The sequence below is a fragment of the Thalassospira profundimaris genome, from assembly GCF_003326755.1.
Taxonomy (GTDB): domain Bacteria; phylum Pseudomonadota; class Alphaproteobacteria; order Rhodospirillales; family Thalassospiraceae; genus Thalassospira; species Thalassospira profundimaris_B.
Genome location: NZ_JPWH01000001.1, coordinates 187,620 through 202,773, shown reverse-complemented (window position 1 = coordinate 202,773; position 15,154 = coordinate 187,620). Strand labels below are relative to the sequence as shown.

The following is a 15,154-nucleotide window of genomic DNA, read 5'->3' as shown; positions in this document are numbered from 1 at the left end:
AGGACGTTACAACATAATGGAGCCCAAACTAGCAAAGCTGGCGCAGCAACTCAATTTACGTAACGCACCAGATCGCAGGCTTTCACCCGTTATATTAATGAGCGACGATAAAAGACTGCCTGATCCGCACCAGGCACTCACCAAACTGCCCAAGGGCAGCACCCTGGTTTTCCGGCATTATGATGCCCCTGACCGGGCACAACAGGCACTAATCTTACGTAAAATCTGTCGCAGGTTGGGGCACCGCTTTTTTGTTGCTGCTGACATTCTGCTGGCCATCCGCCTACAGGCAGACGGGCTTCATATGCCAGGCTACATACAGAAAACCCCCGATGATCTGCTTAATACCGCAAAAAAACATGGTTTGATGGTCAGTGCTGCCATTCATGACATGCCCCAGCTAAGGCAACTGCTGGCATTTGGGCGCAATATTGATGCCGCCATCATCTCCCCGTTATTTGCAACCCAAAGCCACCCGGGAGCACCCTGTTTGGGTTATGCGAAATTTGAGCGGATGGCGCACCTGGCGACCTATCATGGGATAGGTGTCTATGCTATGGGGGGCGTTGACGTTTCCAGGGGACATATGCTTGGAAAATTGCCGATTTGCGGTATTGCCGGGATCGGATTCGCCACTTAATGTCGGCGTAATTGGGCCAACAATCATTTCCCGTGATCAGCCCCCGTAAATTTCCAAGGATTCCCGCTTTGGCTTCCAGCAACGTGCATCTGTCTCGCGCCCGTTTCACCCGCTTTAAAACCAAACAGCCCTTTGAATTTGGTCTGCCCAATGTTGCTGCCGGGATCAGCCAGAAATCCGATGGCAGTTCCAGCTATCTGACACGGGTGTCGTCGCTTTTGCGCCAGCAGGTTTTACCACGCGCTGCATCCGTCAAGATTGTATCGGATGAAATCCATCTGGATGTTCTACCCAAACCGCAATGGACCCGGTCATTTGATCGCAAACGTGTTCTGTTTCTGATTCCGGCCGATGCCTTGGGCGATTGCGTGGGCATGACAATGTTTTTACGCGCCTTTCTGGCCGCCTTTCCCCATTGCAAAATCGGCCTTTTGAATACCGGAAGCGCCAGTGACATTTTCGCCAGTCTGAAAAATATCGAAATTTTTCAGCTGTTTATTTCGGCTAATGCTCTCAAGCGGTTTGATTTTATCATCGACCTGTCCGAGATGGATGGCTGGAAAGATATTGCGACGGCACCCGTTGATTGCGAAGGCGTATTATGTCGCGAATTTGATGTTCCGCCTGTCCCATTACCCCACAAGGACGTGGCAAAGGGCAATATGCTCCAAATCGGTATTTTGCCGATGGCATCCTCGCCACTGCGCACCCTGCCACCCGAATTTGTGGCAAAAAGCATCCATGCTCTACGAGATAGCGCAGGGGCGACTGCTAAAATTACAGTCATTCTTAATGCCTATCAGGGGGTCAAGGAAGCCTATAAGGCCGCCCTTGGCGAGGACATAGCGCAGGATGATCATATCGAGCTTGTAGACGGATTTAAAACGATTGCCGAGCTGGTGAGCTTTATTGGCAATTGCAATTATGTCCTGGTGGCCGATAGTGGCCCTGCCCATATCACCAAACTTGCCGGTATTCCCGGTATTGGCGTTTATAGTTCGGCCTCATCAGAAGTTCTGCACGGCCGTTTTCGCAATATCAAAGCCTGGCAAAGTGATTTTCGCGGTGATTATTGTGCTGCCCCATGCGGATTAGCAAAAATGCATGCCACCGAAGACGGAAAGATAGGCTGTATGGGAAGCCTGACAGTTACCAAAGACAAGCTCGTTGCCCTGCCGAATCGGCGCGATCCGGCACTTGTTCAACGCACCTCGACAACTGATCCTGTTCCCTGCGTGAAACATCTGCTTACCGAATTCGACCGATTCGAAGCGTTTTTACACGCCGATTTCAAAAAACAAATCACCAAAGCCTGACTCACCGTTCGTTTCGAAACCGACCATCAAACAAAAAAAGAGAGGGCGCCGAAGCACCCTCTCTCTTGCAATTGCTGATCTTTACAGGATCAGAAGTCGAGACGCAGACCGGTAACAGCGCCGTAGCCGTCATTGTCGGCAGCAGAGTTGTCATTGTCATCGTCGAACCAGAAGATCGACGATTTCCATGCAACGCCAGCGCCGAGCTGATAAGCGAGACCAAGATCCACCGTGCTTATTTCGCCATTTGCACTCGGACTAATGTTGTTGCTCATAGCTTTGGTCGAACGATTACCGTAATCAGAGTAAGCGTAGCTCAGGGAAACACTTGCTGCGTCCATGGCATAAGCGATACCGATGTCGTAGTTGTTGGTGTCCTTGGTAGCCTCAGTTTCCCGGTCGTTAATGCCATAATCGTCTTCAATTTGGCTCCAAGAACCACCAAATGTAAAGTTCCCAAAACCAACATTTACACCAAGGCCGTACCAGTTACCCTGACCTTTATGTTCGCCAACAGCGGACAGGCCAAGTGCAACACCATCAAAATCATGGTCGTAAGACAGACCAGCAGAAACAACCGGCAGACCTTCAGTTGTGCCCTGACCCAGATTACCACCGCTACCACCAGCATTTTTCGACTCGTCGCTATCGGTGTAAGAAACACCAGCGCGGAAGCCGCCCATGACCGGGGTGAAGTAGGTGATCTTGGGATCATCACCAGAACTCTGGACTGTGTCAGGAAGATAAGTGTCAACCCAGTTAGTCAAGTCGCCGTCATTGACGCCAACCGGGCCGACTGCCGGTGCTGTGAGTCCCATGTCGTCGGCTGCACCGTCGTCTTCGCCCATTCTGATCTGACCAAACGAACCATTAATATAGAGATACTGTTCGTCAACCTGATCGTCAGAAGTTTCACCTTCAAGTTCAACAACGGCGCCAACTTCGATGCCGTTATCAAGAATGGTCGAACCCGAGAAATGAATTTCGGTATCGGACTGGAAAGCATTTTTGTTATCAAATGCATCATCCTGCGAGGTGATACCGGCCCACTGTTCCATGTAACCACCGACCGAAAGTTTGATCGGTTCGGATGCGCTGGCAGAAACGGCGAAACCGGAAACGGCGACAAGTGCCGTGGTCGCAACAAGAATCTTTTTCATCTTTTCCCTCATTGAAAACAAACGCTGTTGGCGTTGGTTAGCAGAACATTTTTCTGTTTGCTGAGACCTAACTAATCCAATAAATGACCATTGGTCAATTAAAAGAGATGACAAACGTGATCTTTTTGCCCGATGCGTGATAAAAAAATCACAGTCGACTTCTGAATTCGGCTGTTTCTCGAGTATAAGCCCAATTTATGTAAAATACCCGTGATTGGAATCACTCAGAGAATTCAAAACAAGTTCATTTAATGACCACTGGTCATTTTTTTGTCACAATTTAAAATGGCTTGGTTAAATGTGACGACATCCATCCTTCATGGAGGAACGTTAACAGGGCAAAATCAGCAAAAAATTTAGATTAAAGATTCCCGAACTTCCAAACTGGAGAGCATTATTCCAAGGGAACAATCAGACAAGAATGAAACAAGGTTTTCAACAGCCCTTAATGCAACCCGTTCGTGATACAGCGGGAGTATCAAAGACTCTAACCTACTGATTTTATTCCATGAAACAGGCAAATAAATAGTACAAAACTGTTGATCAATTTAGCTATACAGAGAACCGCACCTACTCATCCAAACAAAACAAACACTAAATTCTCACGTCGATTTCAAACAAAAAAGGAGGGAGCGTAAAAACGCTCCCTCCTCAATTCGTTCAACTAACCCGAGGATTAGAAGGACAATTTAATACCGGTAACGGCACCAAATCCATCGTTGTCGGTACCAGCAGCGGTTTTTGCATCGCTGTTGAACCAGAAGATCGATGTCTTCCAATCAACGCCAGCGCCAAGAGCATATGCCAGACCGAGATCAACGGTATCAACGTCTGAGCCGTCACCTGCATCATTGGTAACGATGTCAGCATTTGCATAGGACAGGGAGATAGAAGCCGCATCCATTTTATAAGCAACGCCAACGTCGAAACCAGTGGTGTCGTCAGCTTTGTCAGCGACGTTGTCGTTCACACCGTAGTCTTTGGCTTTCACACCGTAGGAACCACCAACGGTGAAGTTACCAAAGCCAAGGTTGGTACCAAGGCTGAACCATTCACCGCCACCCTGATGTTCGCCAACAGCCGACAGGCCAAGCGAGAAACCATCAAACTCGCCATTATATTCAAGACCAGCAGACACAACCGGCATACCACCAGTGGTATTCTGGCCGGTATCGGTATCGCCGCCAGGACCGTCGTTTTTGGCATCGGCACTATCGGTATAAGAAACGCCAGCGCGGAAACCGCCCATTACCGGGGTGTAGTAGGTAACTTTGGGATCATCACCAGCATCCCAGACAGTGTCCGGCATTGCAGGAATATCAGCCCAGTTCGTCAGGTCACCATCATTCACGCCAACCGGGCCAACGGCCGGAGCAGTGATACCCATGGCAGCAGCGGCGCCATCGCCTTCACCCATACGGGCCTGACCGAAAGAACCGTTGATGTACAGGTACTGTTCGTCGATCTGGTCGCCTGAGGTTTCGCCTTCAAGCTGGATAACAGCCCCAACTTCAATGCCGTTATCAAGCGTGGTTGAACCAGTGAAATAAACCTCGGTATCAGACTGGAATGCATTGATGTTGCTAGCGGAATCGTCCTGAGAAACAGTACCGGCCCACTGTTCCATGTAACCGCCAACCGACAGTTTAATTTTTTCAGAGGCCTGTGCCTGGCCTGCAACTGCAACAGCGACGAGTGCGCTGGTAGCAATAAGAATCTTTTTCATCTTTTCCCTCAACGTCTTCTTCAACCCGCTTAAGCGGTTATTTGAAGTGTGAACGACAATTTCCTGCCGCCCGGTTCGACGCTATGGAGCCAGCATTTTGCCATCCCGTCAACCAAACTGTGGCGACGATGTAACATTTTTGCGCCGCTGTGGCGAAAAGGACACACTTGTTTTCTTTGCTCTCCTCGCAATTGCTGCTTATAGTGCGCTCTGCATTGCCATTGACTGATCAGAAGGCCGTACAACGTGTCTGTTTCAAAACTGAAAATCATCGCCGCCTGCACCCTGGTTACAACACTTGCAGCCTGCAGCGGCGCATCGCAATCCGACTATGACAATTATCCGGGTTCAGCCCCTGGCAATGAACGTATTCTCGGTCGTTCCGCCACCATTGCAGACAAAAAGAAACAGGGCGGCGTTTTTGGCGACGAGGGACTCAACCTGTTTGGCAGCGACAGCAAAAAGCAGCAGGGTGGTTCGGGTATTGGTGTGAACAGCTATTTGTGGCGCGCTACCCTTGATACGCTTTCCTTCATGCCGCTTAACTCGGCTGACCCGTTTGGCGGTGTCATTATTACCGACTGGTACAGCCCGCCCGAAACCCCCAACGAACGGTTCAAAATCACCGGTTATATTCTGGGAACGGCATTGCGCTCCGATGCCATCAAGGTTTCGATTTTCCGCCAGGTCCGTGCCGGTGGCAATGAATGGGCCGATGCCGTGGTGGACCCGAAAACCGTGACCGCAATGGAAGATTCGATCCTGACCCGCGCCCGTCAGTTGCGTATTGACAGCGCCAATAACCAGTAATTTCGGAAATGGCTTCTGTGGCAGTTATCCACACAGGCTACGCCTCGCCAACATACAATCCCCATTCGCTCTCCCGGCGATGGGGATTGTTTTTTTCCGGGCGGATATTGAACCATCTGCCAAACGAACAAGCCCCGAATCGGCAAACCCGGGCCTTTCGGTCACAACTGGCAAAATGGATACAGACAGACTTTCAACAGTCCTTCCTTGCCTCCGCATCCCAAACCCAAGCATATCACAAGATCACACACGCCCGGGCGACGGCGTCATGCCCCCCCGACATAGCGCCTGTTTTGTTAAAAGACGATATTTCCAGCCTTGATGATCTTGTTAAAGAAACCGGTATCGACGTCCTCGCCCTGGCCGTTCTTGCCGATGTACCGCTGAACCGGCCCCGGAACCTTGAACTGGAAGATCTTGTCGCGCAATGGCGCTGGTTACGGCTGGTCTGGTCTCATTTTTCCAGGCCGGAAGGAACCCCGTTAACGGACAGGCCTTCAGTCGCGCCATCGGCGGATGTTATGTCGATTGCACGACAGATTGAGCAATACCGCCTTAACATCGCGCTGGCCGAATTGCGCATAATGTTTCAATATTTGCAAAAAGCACCTGCGAATCGGCAAAATGCGTTGCAGCTATGCTTTATTGAGCTCCTGCGGCTATTTTGTCCTTACATCGGGCATGAATTATTGTATCGCTATGGAGCTATCAAATCGCCGGATCAAACGGAGTCCTGACCTAATGTTGCTGCGCCCGATCATGACGTTGTTTTTGTGCCTTGCCCTGCCGGCTCTGGGTGCATGCGGTTTTCAACCGCTTTATGCCAAAAATCAGGTCGGCGAGACCGCTACGGATCCTCTTGCCGCCGTCAAGGTCGACATGATGGAAAATCGTGTCGGGCAATTGACGCGCAACATCCTGCTGGAAAACCTGAGACCAGAAAGCCAGAACCAGTCTCCGCTTTATGAACTCAAGGTTGATCTTGACGAAACCAATGTCGATCTTGGTTTTACCAAACAAAATGAAGCAACCGTTTCGGACTATATTCTGACGGGCAAGTATCAGCTCATCCGGATATCAGATACCAAAATTCTGCGTACGGGAACGGTTCGCGCCAGAACAAGCTACAATATCGTTCAATCCGATTTTGCCAGCCTGGAAGCAAAATCAGCTGCCCAGGAAGATGCCGCCCGTAACCTGGCGCGGCAAATTTCCAATCAGGTGGCGATCGGCGTTCGCAGCGTTGAATAAACTTTTACCGGGACGCCATGAAGCTTAAAGCAGCCCAGGTCGATTCGTTCCTCCGCTCTCCGGATGCAAAGGCACAGCTCATCCTTATCTATGGAGAGGATGAGGGGCTGGTGCGCGAACGTGGTGCACAATTGGCAAAGACCGTTGTCGAGGATCTTAAAGATCCGTTCCGTGTTGTTGAACTGGGCGCGACGCATTTAAAGGAAGATGGCAGCCGCTTGCGTGACGAAGCTGCCGCCATCAGCTTTGGTGGCGGGCGGCGCGTCGTCCGTCTGCGCGATATTGGCGATGCCCAGGCACCCGTTATCGCAGACTTCCTGCAACACCCGGCAGGAGACGCCTTGATCATCTGCGAGTCAGGAAGCCTGCCAGCACGTTCAAAGCTGCGTCAGGCCGTGGAAAAGGCCGGCAATGGCATGGCCCTGCCCTGTTATGCCGATTCGGGGCGCGACCTGGAAGGGCTCGTCCGCTCTGTCATGGATGAACATGGCCTTGCCATTGACACCGACGCCGTGCGTTATCTTGTTGCCAATCTGGGCAGTGATCGCATGATTTCACGTAACGAACTGCAAAAGCTTGCTCTTTATGCCCTAAACCAGCAACGCGTCTCGCTTGGTGATGCGATGGCCTGTATCGGCGACAGTTCGGCCCGTCATTATGATGATGTGCTTCAGGCGGTTTCAGCGGGCAATGTAACCAATCTGGACGTTGCATTGACCCGCTTGGTCGAAGAGGGCCTGAACCCGGTTGGCGCGCTGCGCATGATGATTGGCTATTTTCAGAAACTTCATCTGGTCAAAGGCCAGGTGGCACAGGGAACGTCTGTTGACCAGGCAATGAAATCCCTGCGACCGCCGCTGTTTTTCAAGGCAGCAGATCAGTTTAAGGCGAACTTGAACTATTGGCCGCTGGCCCATATTCAGCGCGCCCTGCAAATATTTCTGGAAGCGGAAAAGGACTGCAAAAGTGGGCTTGCCATTCCCGAAACCCTGGCGCACCGCGCGATGATCAAAGTTACTGTTGCACGGCAAAAACAGGGAAGACGCTAGAATTTTCACTGCTTTCCTTCAAAACTAACGAGTCGCAAATAAAACAAAGGCCGATCGCTAACGACCGGCCTTTGTTGCATTGCAGCATTACATTTATTGTAACTCAGGACGACTTTTTACCCTCTTCGGCGAACACATCAGCAAAAGCAGCCTCGTCAATTTCTTCACGTTCCACCGGTACATCAGCTTCCGGTCCCTGCTCTTCTTCTGTTTCGTCATCCCGGGTCAGATGCAGCGAGATTCCCGATGTATCTGCAATCGATTCCAGTTCCTTGGTGATTTCCTCGGAATTTGTTTCATCAACATCATCACGATCTGCCGATTCATCCAAAAACATGGAATCAAATTCGTTATCGTCTTCCGCTCCATCAAACCCGGCTGCATCGCCACCGTCATTCGCCACACTTTCAGCACGGCCATGGGTTAGACGTTGTAAAATGTCGTCAAGCTGCTCGAGCGTCTCATAACGAACCGTCAAACGCCCGCCTGCCCCGTCAAAATCAATACTGACCGCCAAGCCAAGCATATTGCTCAGATCACGTTCAAGCGAAACAGTATCCGGGTCCTTTTGCGCCGCCGTATTTGTTTTTTCCTTTTTGGTCCGGGAAAGCTTACCGCCATCGGTTTTAACAAGCTTTTCGGTCTGACGCACATTCAGGCCTTTTTTGACAATCTGTGTCGCCAGTTCGACCGCATTTTCAGCCCCCAGCAAAGCGCGCGCATGGCCTGCACTCAGCACCTTATCTGTCAGCATCTGCTTGATCGGTGACGGCAAAGACAAAAGGCGCAAACTATTGGCAATATGGCTGCGGCTTTTGCCCAGTGCCTGCCCCAGGGCTTCCTGGGTATGGGAAAATTCGGCCATCAGGCGGTTATAGCCCTCTGCCTCTTCCAAGGCAGAAAGATCCTGACGCTGAAGGTTTTCAATAAGGGCAATTTCGGCCGTTTCGCGATCATCAAATTCACGGACCAACACCGGCACTTCATGAAGCTGTGCGCGCTGCGCCGCCCGCCAACGCCGTTCACCGGCGATAATTTCATAAACGGTTTCGCCCGTAGACGACGCACGAACCAAAATAGGCTGAATAATGCCCTTTTGGCGAATCGACGCGGCCAGATCATCAATTGCCTCATCGTCGAAATTGCTGCGTGGCTGAAAGGGTGACGGCGCAAGGTCGCTGATCGCAACCAACTGTGTTGTTCCCCCCGGCCCGGGATGGGCAACCTCGCTGGCACCAGAAGAACCGGCACTAACGGCTGCGCCGACTTCATCATCCTCTTCGCCCAACAGGGCCGAAAGCCCCCGTCCCAAACCGCGCTTTTTTGTCTCACTCATGCCTTCACTCCTTCGCGTTTCAGGACTTCACTTGCCAAATTCAAATATGCCCGCGATCCCGGACATTTAATGTCATAAACCAGTACCGGCGCACCGTGACTCGGTGCCTCGGACACCCGAACATTGCGTGGAATAACGGTGCGATAAACAATGTCACCAAAATAATCGCGCACATCGCTCGCCACCTGGGCCGACAAATTATTGCGCTTGTCATACATCGTCAATACGATGCCCTGGATTTCCAGATTGGGGTTAAACGCCTTTTTAACCCGTTTAATGGTGCGAACCAGATGACTCACCCCTTCCAGGGCAAAAAATTCGCATTGCAGCGGGACCAAAACCGCATCCGACGCAACCAAAGCATTCAGCGTCAGCAAACCCAGCGAAGGCGGGCAATCAATTAATACGTAGTCAACATCCTGCGGCAGTCGAGAGAGAGATTCTTTAAGCTGCATTTCGCGACGCTCAAAATCGACCAGTTCAATTTCCGCGCCGGACAGATCCATGCCCGACGGCACGATTTGCAAGCGCGGAATAGCGGTCGCGCGCCGCGCCTCCATCAAGCTGGCCCCATTGATCAGGACGTCGTAAGAACTGATATCCCGTTCAGAAGAGCGTAATCCCAAACCAGTACTGGCATTGCCCTGCGGGTCCAGATCCACAATCAACACACGCTGATCAACTGCGGCAAGAGCAGTTGCCAAATTGATGGTGGTCGTGGTTTTGCCAACGCCTCCCTTCTGATTGGCAATGGCGATAATACGTGGGCGCTTTCCGCCGCTATTGGCGGCCAATTCAATCACATCACTCATCGCTCTACTCCCTCAAGGATCATTACCACACCATCCGGGTCAACGATCCCGGGGAAGGTCGTCACAGAGAATTTCCAGCCTGCATCACGCGCATCGGCCAATTCCGCCTCATATGCCCTACCCTTCAGCAGCACATATTTGCCACCAGCTTTTAAATGCCTTTGCCCCATTTCCAGCAGCTTGGGCAAAGGGGCAAAAGCGCGCGCTGTAATAATATCGGCATTTTCCGGCTTGGCGGCCTCAATCCGTTCACGGGCCACCCGTGTCTTAGCCAGGCATCCGCAAACACGGCAGGCTTCCATCAAAAACACGGTCTTTTTGGTCACGCTTTCCATCATGGTAACGTGATTTGCCCCCAAAATGGACAAAACAATGCCGGGGAAACCGGCACCGGATCCAAAATCGACGATTTTTGTTTCTTCTTTTTGGGCGTTTTCGGCAAGATGCGGCCAAATCTGTGCCGAATCCTGTAAATGACGTGCCCAAACGTCTTCGGTCGTGCTGGCGCCAACGATATTAATGCGGGGCTGCCACTTCACAACCAGATCGGCATAAAGCTCAAGGTGAGACATTGTTTCACGTGAAACATCAAGTTCTGTCTCGAACCAGTTTTTTACGGCATTTTTATTTGTGTGCATGATTTTCTTATAAATCTGGAACGCATCCTTCGCCAGCGTTGTTTTTATAACAAGGCATCTTTTTAGGCGAATTGGGAAAATTTTATCAAAAAAAGGCCACCAATGTTTCACGTGAAACACGGGTGGCCTTTATTAAGCTTCGCAAAAACCTCTGATCAACAGAGTAAGATTAGAGCATCATACCATTAAACACAGCGCGACAGTGCAAAACAAAACCCGACTTAAGCGGTCTTGCGGTTAATTGCCTGATGGCGGTGCGACCGGATATGCCCCAAAAGGGCGGTAATCGCAGCGGGTGTTACACCGGGAATACGCGATGCGGCACCAATTGTTTCCGGCATGATTTGCTGTAACTTCAAACGGATTTCCGTTGAAAGGCCCCCTACCTGATCATAATCAAGGTTCCGCGGCAAACGCAGTTCCTCGTCACGGCGGAAAGCGGCAACATCTGCGGCCTGACGGTCAAGATAGCCCTTATATTGCGCATCGATGGCAAGCTGCTCGCGAATGGCAGGTGCAATATCGGCCAGATCGGGCCAGACCTGAACCAACTGGTCAAACGAGATGTCGGGATAGGCCAGCAAGTCAAAAGCACTGCGCCGAACCCCATCCTGGTTGACACGAATACCATGTTTGATCAGCTGATTGGGTGTTTCCGCAAGATCACCGATGCGTGTTTTTGCCGCCAGCAGCGCATCGCGTTTTGCCCCCCACATATCCCGGCGATATGACCCAACACACCCGATTGCCAGGCCCCGTTCCGTCAAACGCTGGTCAGCATTATCCGACCGCAGCATCAACCGATATTCAGCGCGTGAAGTAAACATACGATACGGCTCGCGCGTTCCCTGCGTGACCAGATCATCGATCATAACACCGATATAGGCATCCGCCCGGTCCAGCACAAACTGACGCGCGCCACCATCCACCACCAGGGCGGCGTTGACCCCGGCAATCAGGCCCTGCCCGGCGGCTTCTTCATAGCCGGTGGTACCATTGATCTGCCCGGCAAAAAACAAACCGGCGATTTTTTTGGTTTCCAGTGTATGACGCAGCTCTCGCGGATCAACAAAATCATATTCAACTGCATAACCGGGACGGAAAATTTCCACCCGTTCCAATCCGGGAATGGTTGCCAGCAAGGCCAACTGCACATCCTTGGGCAAGGATGTCGAAATCCCGTTCGGATAGACGGTATGATCATCCAGCCCTTCCGGCTCAAGGAAAATCTGGTGTTCGGATTTATCGGCAAACCGCACCACCTTATCCTCGATCGACGGGCAATAACGCGGGCCGCTGCTGCTGATCTGGCCGCTATACATCGGCGCGCGATGCAAATTATCGCGGATGATTTTATGCGTTTCGTCCGTCGTGTGCGTCATATAGCACGAGATCTGCGGAACGGTAATTGTATCATTCAGGAACGAAAACGGGTCCGGCGGGTTATCCCCCGGCTGCTCAACCAGGCGATGCCATTCGATGGTACGGCCATCCAACCGGGCGGGCGTTCCGGTTTTTAACCTTTCCAGGGCAAACTCATATTTCCCCAGCGTTTCCGACAGCCCCATCGACGGGGCATCGCCCATCCGGCCTGCGGCCATTGTTTCTTCGCCAATATGAATAACACCGCGTAAAAACGTCCCGGTGGTCAACACCACGGCACCAGCGGTATAACGAACCCCCTCACCGGTGATGATCCCGCCAACACGATTGTTTTCATCAATGATCAGGTCTTCCACCGCCGCTTCAATGACCGACAGGTTTTCCTGTTCTGCCAGGATATCCTGCACCGCCTGACGATACAGCTTGCGGTCCGCCTGGGCGCGTGGCCCGCGCACGGCCGGTCCCTTGGAGCGGTTAAGCATACGAAACTGAATACCCGCGCGGTCAATCGCCCGGCCCATCACACCATCAAGTGCATCGACCTCGCGCACCATATGTCCCTTACCCAAACCACCAATGGCCGGGTTACAGGACATTTCGCCGATTCTGTCCGCACGGTGGGTAATCAGGGCAGTCTGTGCGCCCATGCGGGCCGCCGCAGCAGCAGCTTCACTGCCGGCATGTCCACCCCCGACAACAATCACATCAAAACGGTTCTGTGACATCAGTTCCTCATGCCCCTTACAGGCGTTGAAAGGTGCAAATCCCCGGCAATAATTATCCAAAGACCGCATATATGTTTCGTTTAGTCAGATATAAATCCGTTATCGGAAGGCAAAATGTTTCACGTGAAACACATTTGATTGAGCCTATTTTCCGATACAGAAATCGCCAAAAATGATGTCGAGCAAATCTTCAACATCAACGCGACCGGTAATCTTGCCGATTTCCCGAACCGCCAATCTAATATCTTCGGCAGCCAGCTCTGCAATGTCTGTCGCCAAACCGCGCTGCAAATGCCCCAGGGCATTTTCCAGTGCATGGCGATGGCGCATTCGTGTTAACGGAACCGGCCCGGCAAAATCGAGCCCCTCTTTTACGCGAGTTTCGAGCAGTTGCAAGAGGCTTTCCATCCCGGCCCCCGTCATAGCCGATATGGCCAAAACCGGTAGCTCGACCGCGTTACCCTGCCCGTCCTGCCAAGACCAAGTGGATGTTTCGCCTGTACGAGACAAAACATCATCTTCCCCCAGGTCAGCCTTGTTCACCAAAATCAGGGTATTTTGGTCGATCAGGCGTTTTGCTTCGCCGTCAATCCGGGGCCAGTCGATCCGGTCAATCACTACCAGTTTAAGGTCGGCATTTTCGGCCCGTTCTGCTGCACGGCGCACCCCCTCGGTCTCAATGGCATCACCAGACTCGCGAAGCCCGGCCGTATCGACCATTGTCACCGGAAAACCGCCCAGATCGAGATGGATTTCAATTGTATCACGCGTTGTGCCTGCAATGTCGGAAACAATTGCCGCATCGCGCCGCGCCAAACGGTTTAACAGGCTGGACTTGCCCGCATTTGGCGCGCCCAGAATAACAATCTGAAACCCTTCACGCAGCCTTTCACCGCGCCGGTTATCGGCCAGATGCCCGCCAATCTCATTGCCAATATGCTGCAAATCATTTCGCAAGACGGCAACGATGCCTTCGGGCAAATCTTCATCGGGAAAATCAATATCGGCTTCAATATGCGCCAAAGCGCGCATCAGCCGTAATCGCCAATCCTCGTATAACCGGCCGAGTTCCCCGGCCATCTGGCGCACGGCCTGGCGGCGCTGGGCAGCGGTTTCGGCATCAATCAAATCGGCGATGCCTTCGGCCTCGGTCAAATCCATTTTGCCATTCTGAAAGGCGCGTCGGCTATATTCCCCCGGTTCAGCCAGGCGCAAACCAGGCTGACGGCCCAGACATTCCAGTACCCCTTCAATCACCGCCCGGCCACCATGCACATGCAGTTCAACCACATCTTCGCCGGTAAAGCTTGCCGGTGCCTGAAAATACAGGGCAATGGCATCATCCAGCCGTTCGCCATTTTGCGGGTCGGCAATGGGCGCATATACCGCAACACGCGGCTTGGGCGGGTTTTCGCGGCCCAGAAGCGCACATAAAACCGGCAGCGAACGCGGGCCAGACAGGCGAATAACCGCAACACCGGCGCGACCGGCACCGCTAGACAGAGCAAAAATGGTATCAGAATGGCCGTACAAAACCTTAAATCCGTTCTTCTGGCAGTGTAAAAAGGGCCGCCAATGGGCGGCCGGGGCTGTTTTACTGATCGGGCTGCTATAACAGCCGTTTTATTGATCCGGCTGCAATTGCAACCTTTCGACAATTTTGCCTTCTATCAAATGAGTCTGAAGAATTTCTTCAATATCATCCTGGCTCTCATAACGATACCAGGTTCCCTGCGGGTAAATCACCATCACCGGCCCCAATTCGCAGCGATCAAGGCACCCTGCTGTATTGATCCGCGTTGCAGGAAGACCCAGTTCCTTGACCCGCACCTTCATATAATTGCGCAAGCGCGTGGCACCTTTAGCCTGACAACAGCCCCGCGGGTGCCCGTCTGGACGCTCGTTTTGACACACAAATACATGCGACTGGTAAAAATGCTCTGACATCGTCACCCGCAATCAATCCTTTTTCATCGTGCCGCCATTATTGAACTGGTTCCAGAATGCCTTTTGCATCTGTTCCCAGTTCTGCATGCCCTGCGGCAACCAGGTTTTCAACATTGTTTCCGGGTCCATCGCCTGCAAATTGGCCTTCATGCGATCTTCAATATCCTTCATCAAAGCCTGCTGCATGGGCTGCACATCCGGTAAACCGAAAAATGTGCGCAACTCTTCGGGTGTGCAATCGATATCGACTGAAATTTTCATCGCCAGACCTCCTCGCTGATTATTTTATGGTATGGCATAGACCATGACTAAAGTCTGAAAGCCGCACCATTTTCCACGCATTAACGGCTTTGTCACGGCT

At 52.0% G+C, this 15,154-nt stretch carries 15 protein-coding genes; 6 read left to right on the top strand and 9 right to left on the bottom strand.

Annotated features, from left to right (window positions below):
* The first annotated feature begins 16 nt into the window (after nucleotides 1-16).
* Both TH25_RS00935 and TH25_RS00930 read left to right on the top strand, forming a co-directional pair.
* Nucleotides 17-640 (top strand): thiamine phosphate synthase, encoded by a 624-nt coding sequence (locus TH25_RS00935; RefSeq protein ID WP_114086549.1) that lies wholly within the window; start codon nucleotides 17-19, stop codon nucleotides 638-640.
* A gap of 68 nt (nucleotides 641-708) precedes the next feature.
* A complete protein-coding gene (locus tag TH25_RS00930; protein WP_114086548.1) occupies nucleotides 709-1,956 on the top strand; it encodes a glycosyltransferase family protein in 1,248 nt (415 codons plus the stop codon).
* 89 nt (nucleotides 1,957-2,045) lie between these two features.
* On the opposite strand, the gene TH25_RS00925 is transcribed toward TH25_RS00930, so the two are convergent.
* Both TH25_RS00925 and TH25_RS00920 read right to left on the bottom strand, forming a co-directional pair.
* Nucleotides 2,046-3,116, bottom strand: a complete 1,071-nt coding sequence (locus TH25_RS00925; RefSeq protein ID WP_085587306.1) for a porin — start codon at nucleotides 3,114-3,116, stop codon at nucleotides 2,046-2,048.
* Between the two features lie 676 nt (nucleotides 3,117-3,792).
* On the bottom strand, nucleotides 3,793-4,842 hold the full coding sequence (locus tag TH25_RS00920) for a porin (protein WP_114086547.1): 1,050 nt from the start codon (nucleotides 4,840-4,842) through the stop codon (nucleotides 3,793-3,795).
* Between the two features lie 246 nt (nucleotides 4,843-5,088).
* Between TH25_RS00920 and TH25_RS00915 the strand changes: the two genes are divergently transcribed.
* Genes TH25_RS00915 through holA form a run of 4 tightly spaced genes read left to right on the top strand, consistent with a single transcriptional unit; the run spans nucleotide 5,089 to nucleotide 7,952 of the window.
* Nucleotides 5,089-5,652 (top strand): DUF3576 domain-containing protein, encoded by a 564-nt coding sequence (locus TH25_RS00915; RefSeq protein ID WP_258548975.1) that lies wholly within the window; start codon nucleotides 5,089-5,091, stop codon nucleotides 5,650-5,652.
* A gap of 8 nt (nucleotides 5,653-5,660) precedes the next feature.
* Nucleotides 5,661-6,389 (top strand): hypothetical protein, encoded by a 729-nt coding sequence (locus tag TH25_RS00910; RefSeq protein ID WP_147252961.1) that lies wholly within the window; start codon nucleotides 5,661-5,663, stop codon nucleotides 6,387-6,389.
* A 4-nt stretch (nucleotides 6,390-6,393) separates the two neighbouring features.
* Nucleotides 6,394-6,903, top strand: a complete 510-nt coding sequence (locus tag TH25_RS00905; RefSeq protein WP_114086545.1) for a hypothetical protein — start codon at nucleotides 6,394-6,396, stop codon at nucleotides 6,901-6,903.
* Nucleotides 6,904-6,920: 17 nt separating this feature from the next.
* The gene (gene holA / locus TH25_RS00900) at nucleotides 6,921-7,952 is read left to right on the top strand and encodes a DNA polymerase III subunit delta (RefSeq protein ID WP_114086544.1); all 1,032 of its coding nucleotides are present in this window, start codon (nucleotides 6,921-6,923) and stop codon (nucleotides 7,950-7,952) included.
* 103 nt (nucleotides 7,953-8,055) lie between these two features.
* Here holA and TH25_RS00895 read toward each other — a convergent pair whose 3' ends face one another.
* From TH25_RS00895 to TH25_RS00865, 7 genes are all read right to left on the bottom strand, one after another.
* Entirely contained in the window at nucleotides 8,056-9,288 is a 1,233-nt protein-coding gene (locus tag TH25_RS00895; RefSeq protein WP_114086543.1) for a ParB/RepB/Spo0J family partition protein, read from the bottom strand.
* Nucleotides 9,285-10,100 carry a ParA family protein gene (locus TH25_RS00890; RefSeq protein ID WP_114086542.1) on the bottom strand — a complete coding sequence of 272 codons (816 nt, stop codon included), beginning with the start codon at nucleotides 10,098-10,100 and terminating at the stop codon, nucleotides 9,285-9,287. The genes TH25_RS00895 and TH25_RS00890 overlap by 4 nt, the downstream gene beginning before the upstream one ends.
* Nucleotides 10,097-10,738 carry a 16S rRNA (guanine(527)-N(7))-methyltransferase RsmG gene (rsmG, locus tag TH25_RS00885; RefSeq protein ID WP_114086926.1) on the bottom strand — a complete coding sequence of 214 codons (642 nt, stop codon included), beginning with the start codon at nucleotides 10,736-10,738 and terminating at the stop codon, nucleotides 10,097-10,099. Before rsmG ends, TH25_RS00890 begins: the two co-directional genes overlap by 4 nt.
* Before the next feature lie 221 nt (nucleotides 10,739-10,959).
* Nucleotides 10,960-12,846 (bottom strand): tRNA uridine-5-carboxymethylaminomethyl(34) synthesis enzyme MnmG, encoded by a 1,887-nt coding sequence (mnmG, locus tag TH25_RS00880; protein ID WP_114086925.1) that lies wholly within the window; start codon nucleotides 12,844-12,846, stop codon nucleotides 10,960-10,962.
* A 144-nt stretch (nucleotides 12,847-12,990) separates the two neighbouring features.
* Entirely contained in the window at nucleotides 12,991-14,379 is a 1,389-nt protein-coding gene (gene mnmE / locus TH25_RS00875; RefSeq protein ID WP_114086541.1) for a tRNA uridine-5-carboxymethylaminomethyl(34) synthesis GTPase MnmE, read from the bottom strand.
* Nucleotides 14,380-14,469: 90 nt separating this feature from the next.
* The gene (locus tag TH25_RS00870) at nucleotides 14,470-14,694 is read right to left on the bottom strand and encodes a (2Fe-2S) ferredoxin domain-containing protein (protein WP_309471276.1); all 225 of its coding nucleotides are present in this window, start codon (nucleotides 14,692-14,694) and stop codon (nucleotides 14,470-14,472) included.
* Between the two features lie 111 nt (nucleotides 14,695-14,805).
* On the bottom strand, nucleotides 14,806-15,054 hold the full coding sequence (locus TH25_RS00865) for a DUF6489 family protein (protein WP_114086539.1): 249 nt from the start codon (nucleotides 15,052-15,054) through the stop codon (nucleotides 14,806-14,808).
* Between the last annotated feature and the right edge of the window lie 100 nt (nucleotides 15,055-15,154).

Coding starts and splice junctions, on each gene's coding strand:
- TH25_RS00935 (WP_114086549.1), top strand. CDS start 17: ATGGAGCCCAAACTAGCAAAGCTGGCGCAGCAACTCAATTTACGTAAC.
- TH25_RS00925 (WP_085587306.1), bottom strand. CDS start 3,116: ATGAAAAAGATTCTTGTTGCGACCACGGCACTTGTCGCCGTTTCCGGT.
- TH25_RS00920 (WP_114086547.1), bottom strand. CDS start 4,842: ATGAAAAAGATTCTTATTGCTACCAGCGCACTCGTCGCTGTTGCAGTT.
- TH25_RS00910 (WP_147252961.1), top strand. CDS start 5,661: ATGGCTTCTGTGGCAGTTATCCACACAGGCTACGCCTCGCCAACATAC.
- TH25_RS00905 (WP_114086545.1), top strand. CDS start 6,394: ATGTTGCTGCGCCCGATCATGACGTTGTTTTTGTGCCTTGCCCTGCCG.
- holA (WP_114086544.1), top strand. CDS start 6,921: ATGAAGCTTAAAGCAGCCCAGGTCGATTCGTTCCTCCGCTCTCCGGAT.
- TH25_RS00895 (WP_114086543.1), bottom strand. CDS start 9,288: ATGAGTGAGACAAAAAAGCGCGGTTTGGGACGGGGGCTTTCGGCCCTG.
- TH25_RS00890 (WP_114086542.1), bottom strand. CDS start 10,100: ATGAGTGATGTGATTGAATTGGCCGCCAATAGCGGCGGAAAGCGCCCA.
- rsmG (WP_114086926.1), bottom strand. CDS start 10,738: ATGCACACAAATAAAAATGCCGTAAAAAACTGGTTCGAGACAGAACTT.
- mnmG (WP_114086925.1), bottom strand. CDS start 12,846: ATGTCACAGAACCGTTTTGATGTGATTGTTGTCGGGGGTGGACATGCC.
- TH25_RS00865 (WP_114086539.1), bottom strand. CDS start 15,054: ATGAAAATTTCAGTCGATATCGATTGCACACCCGAAGAGTTGCGCACA.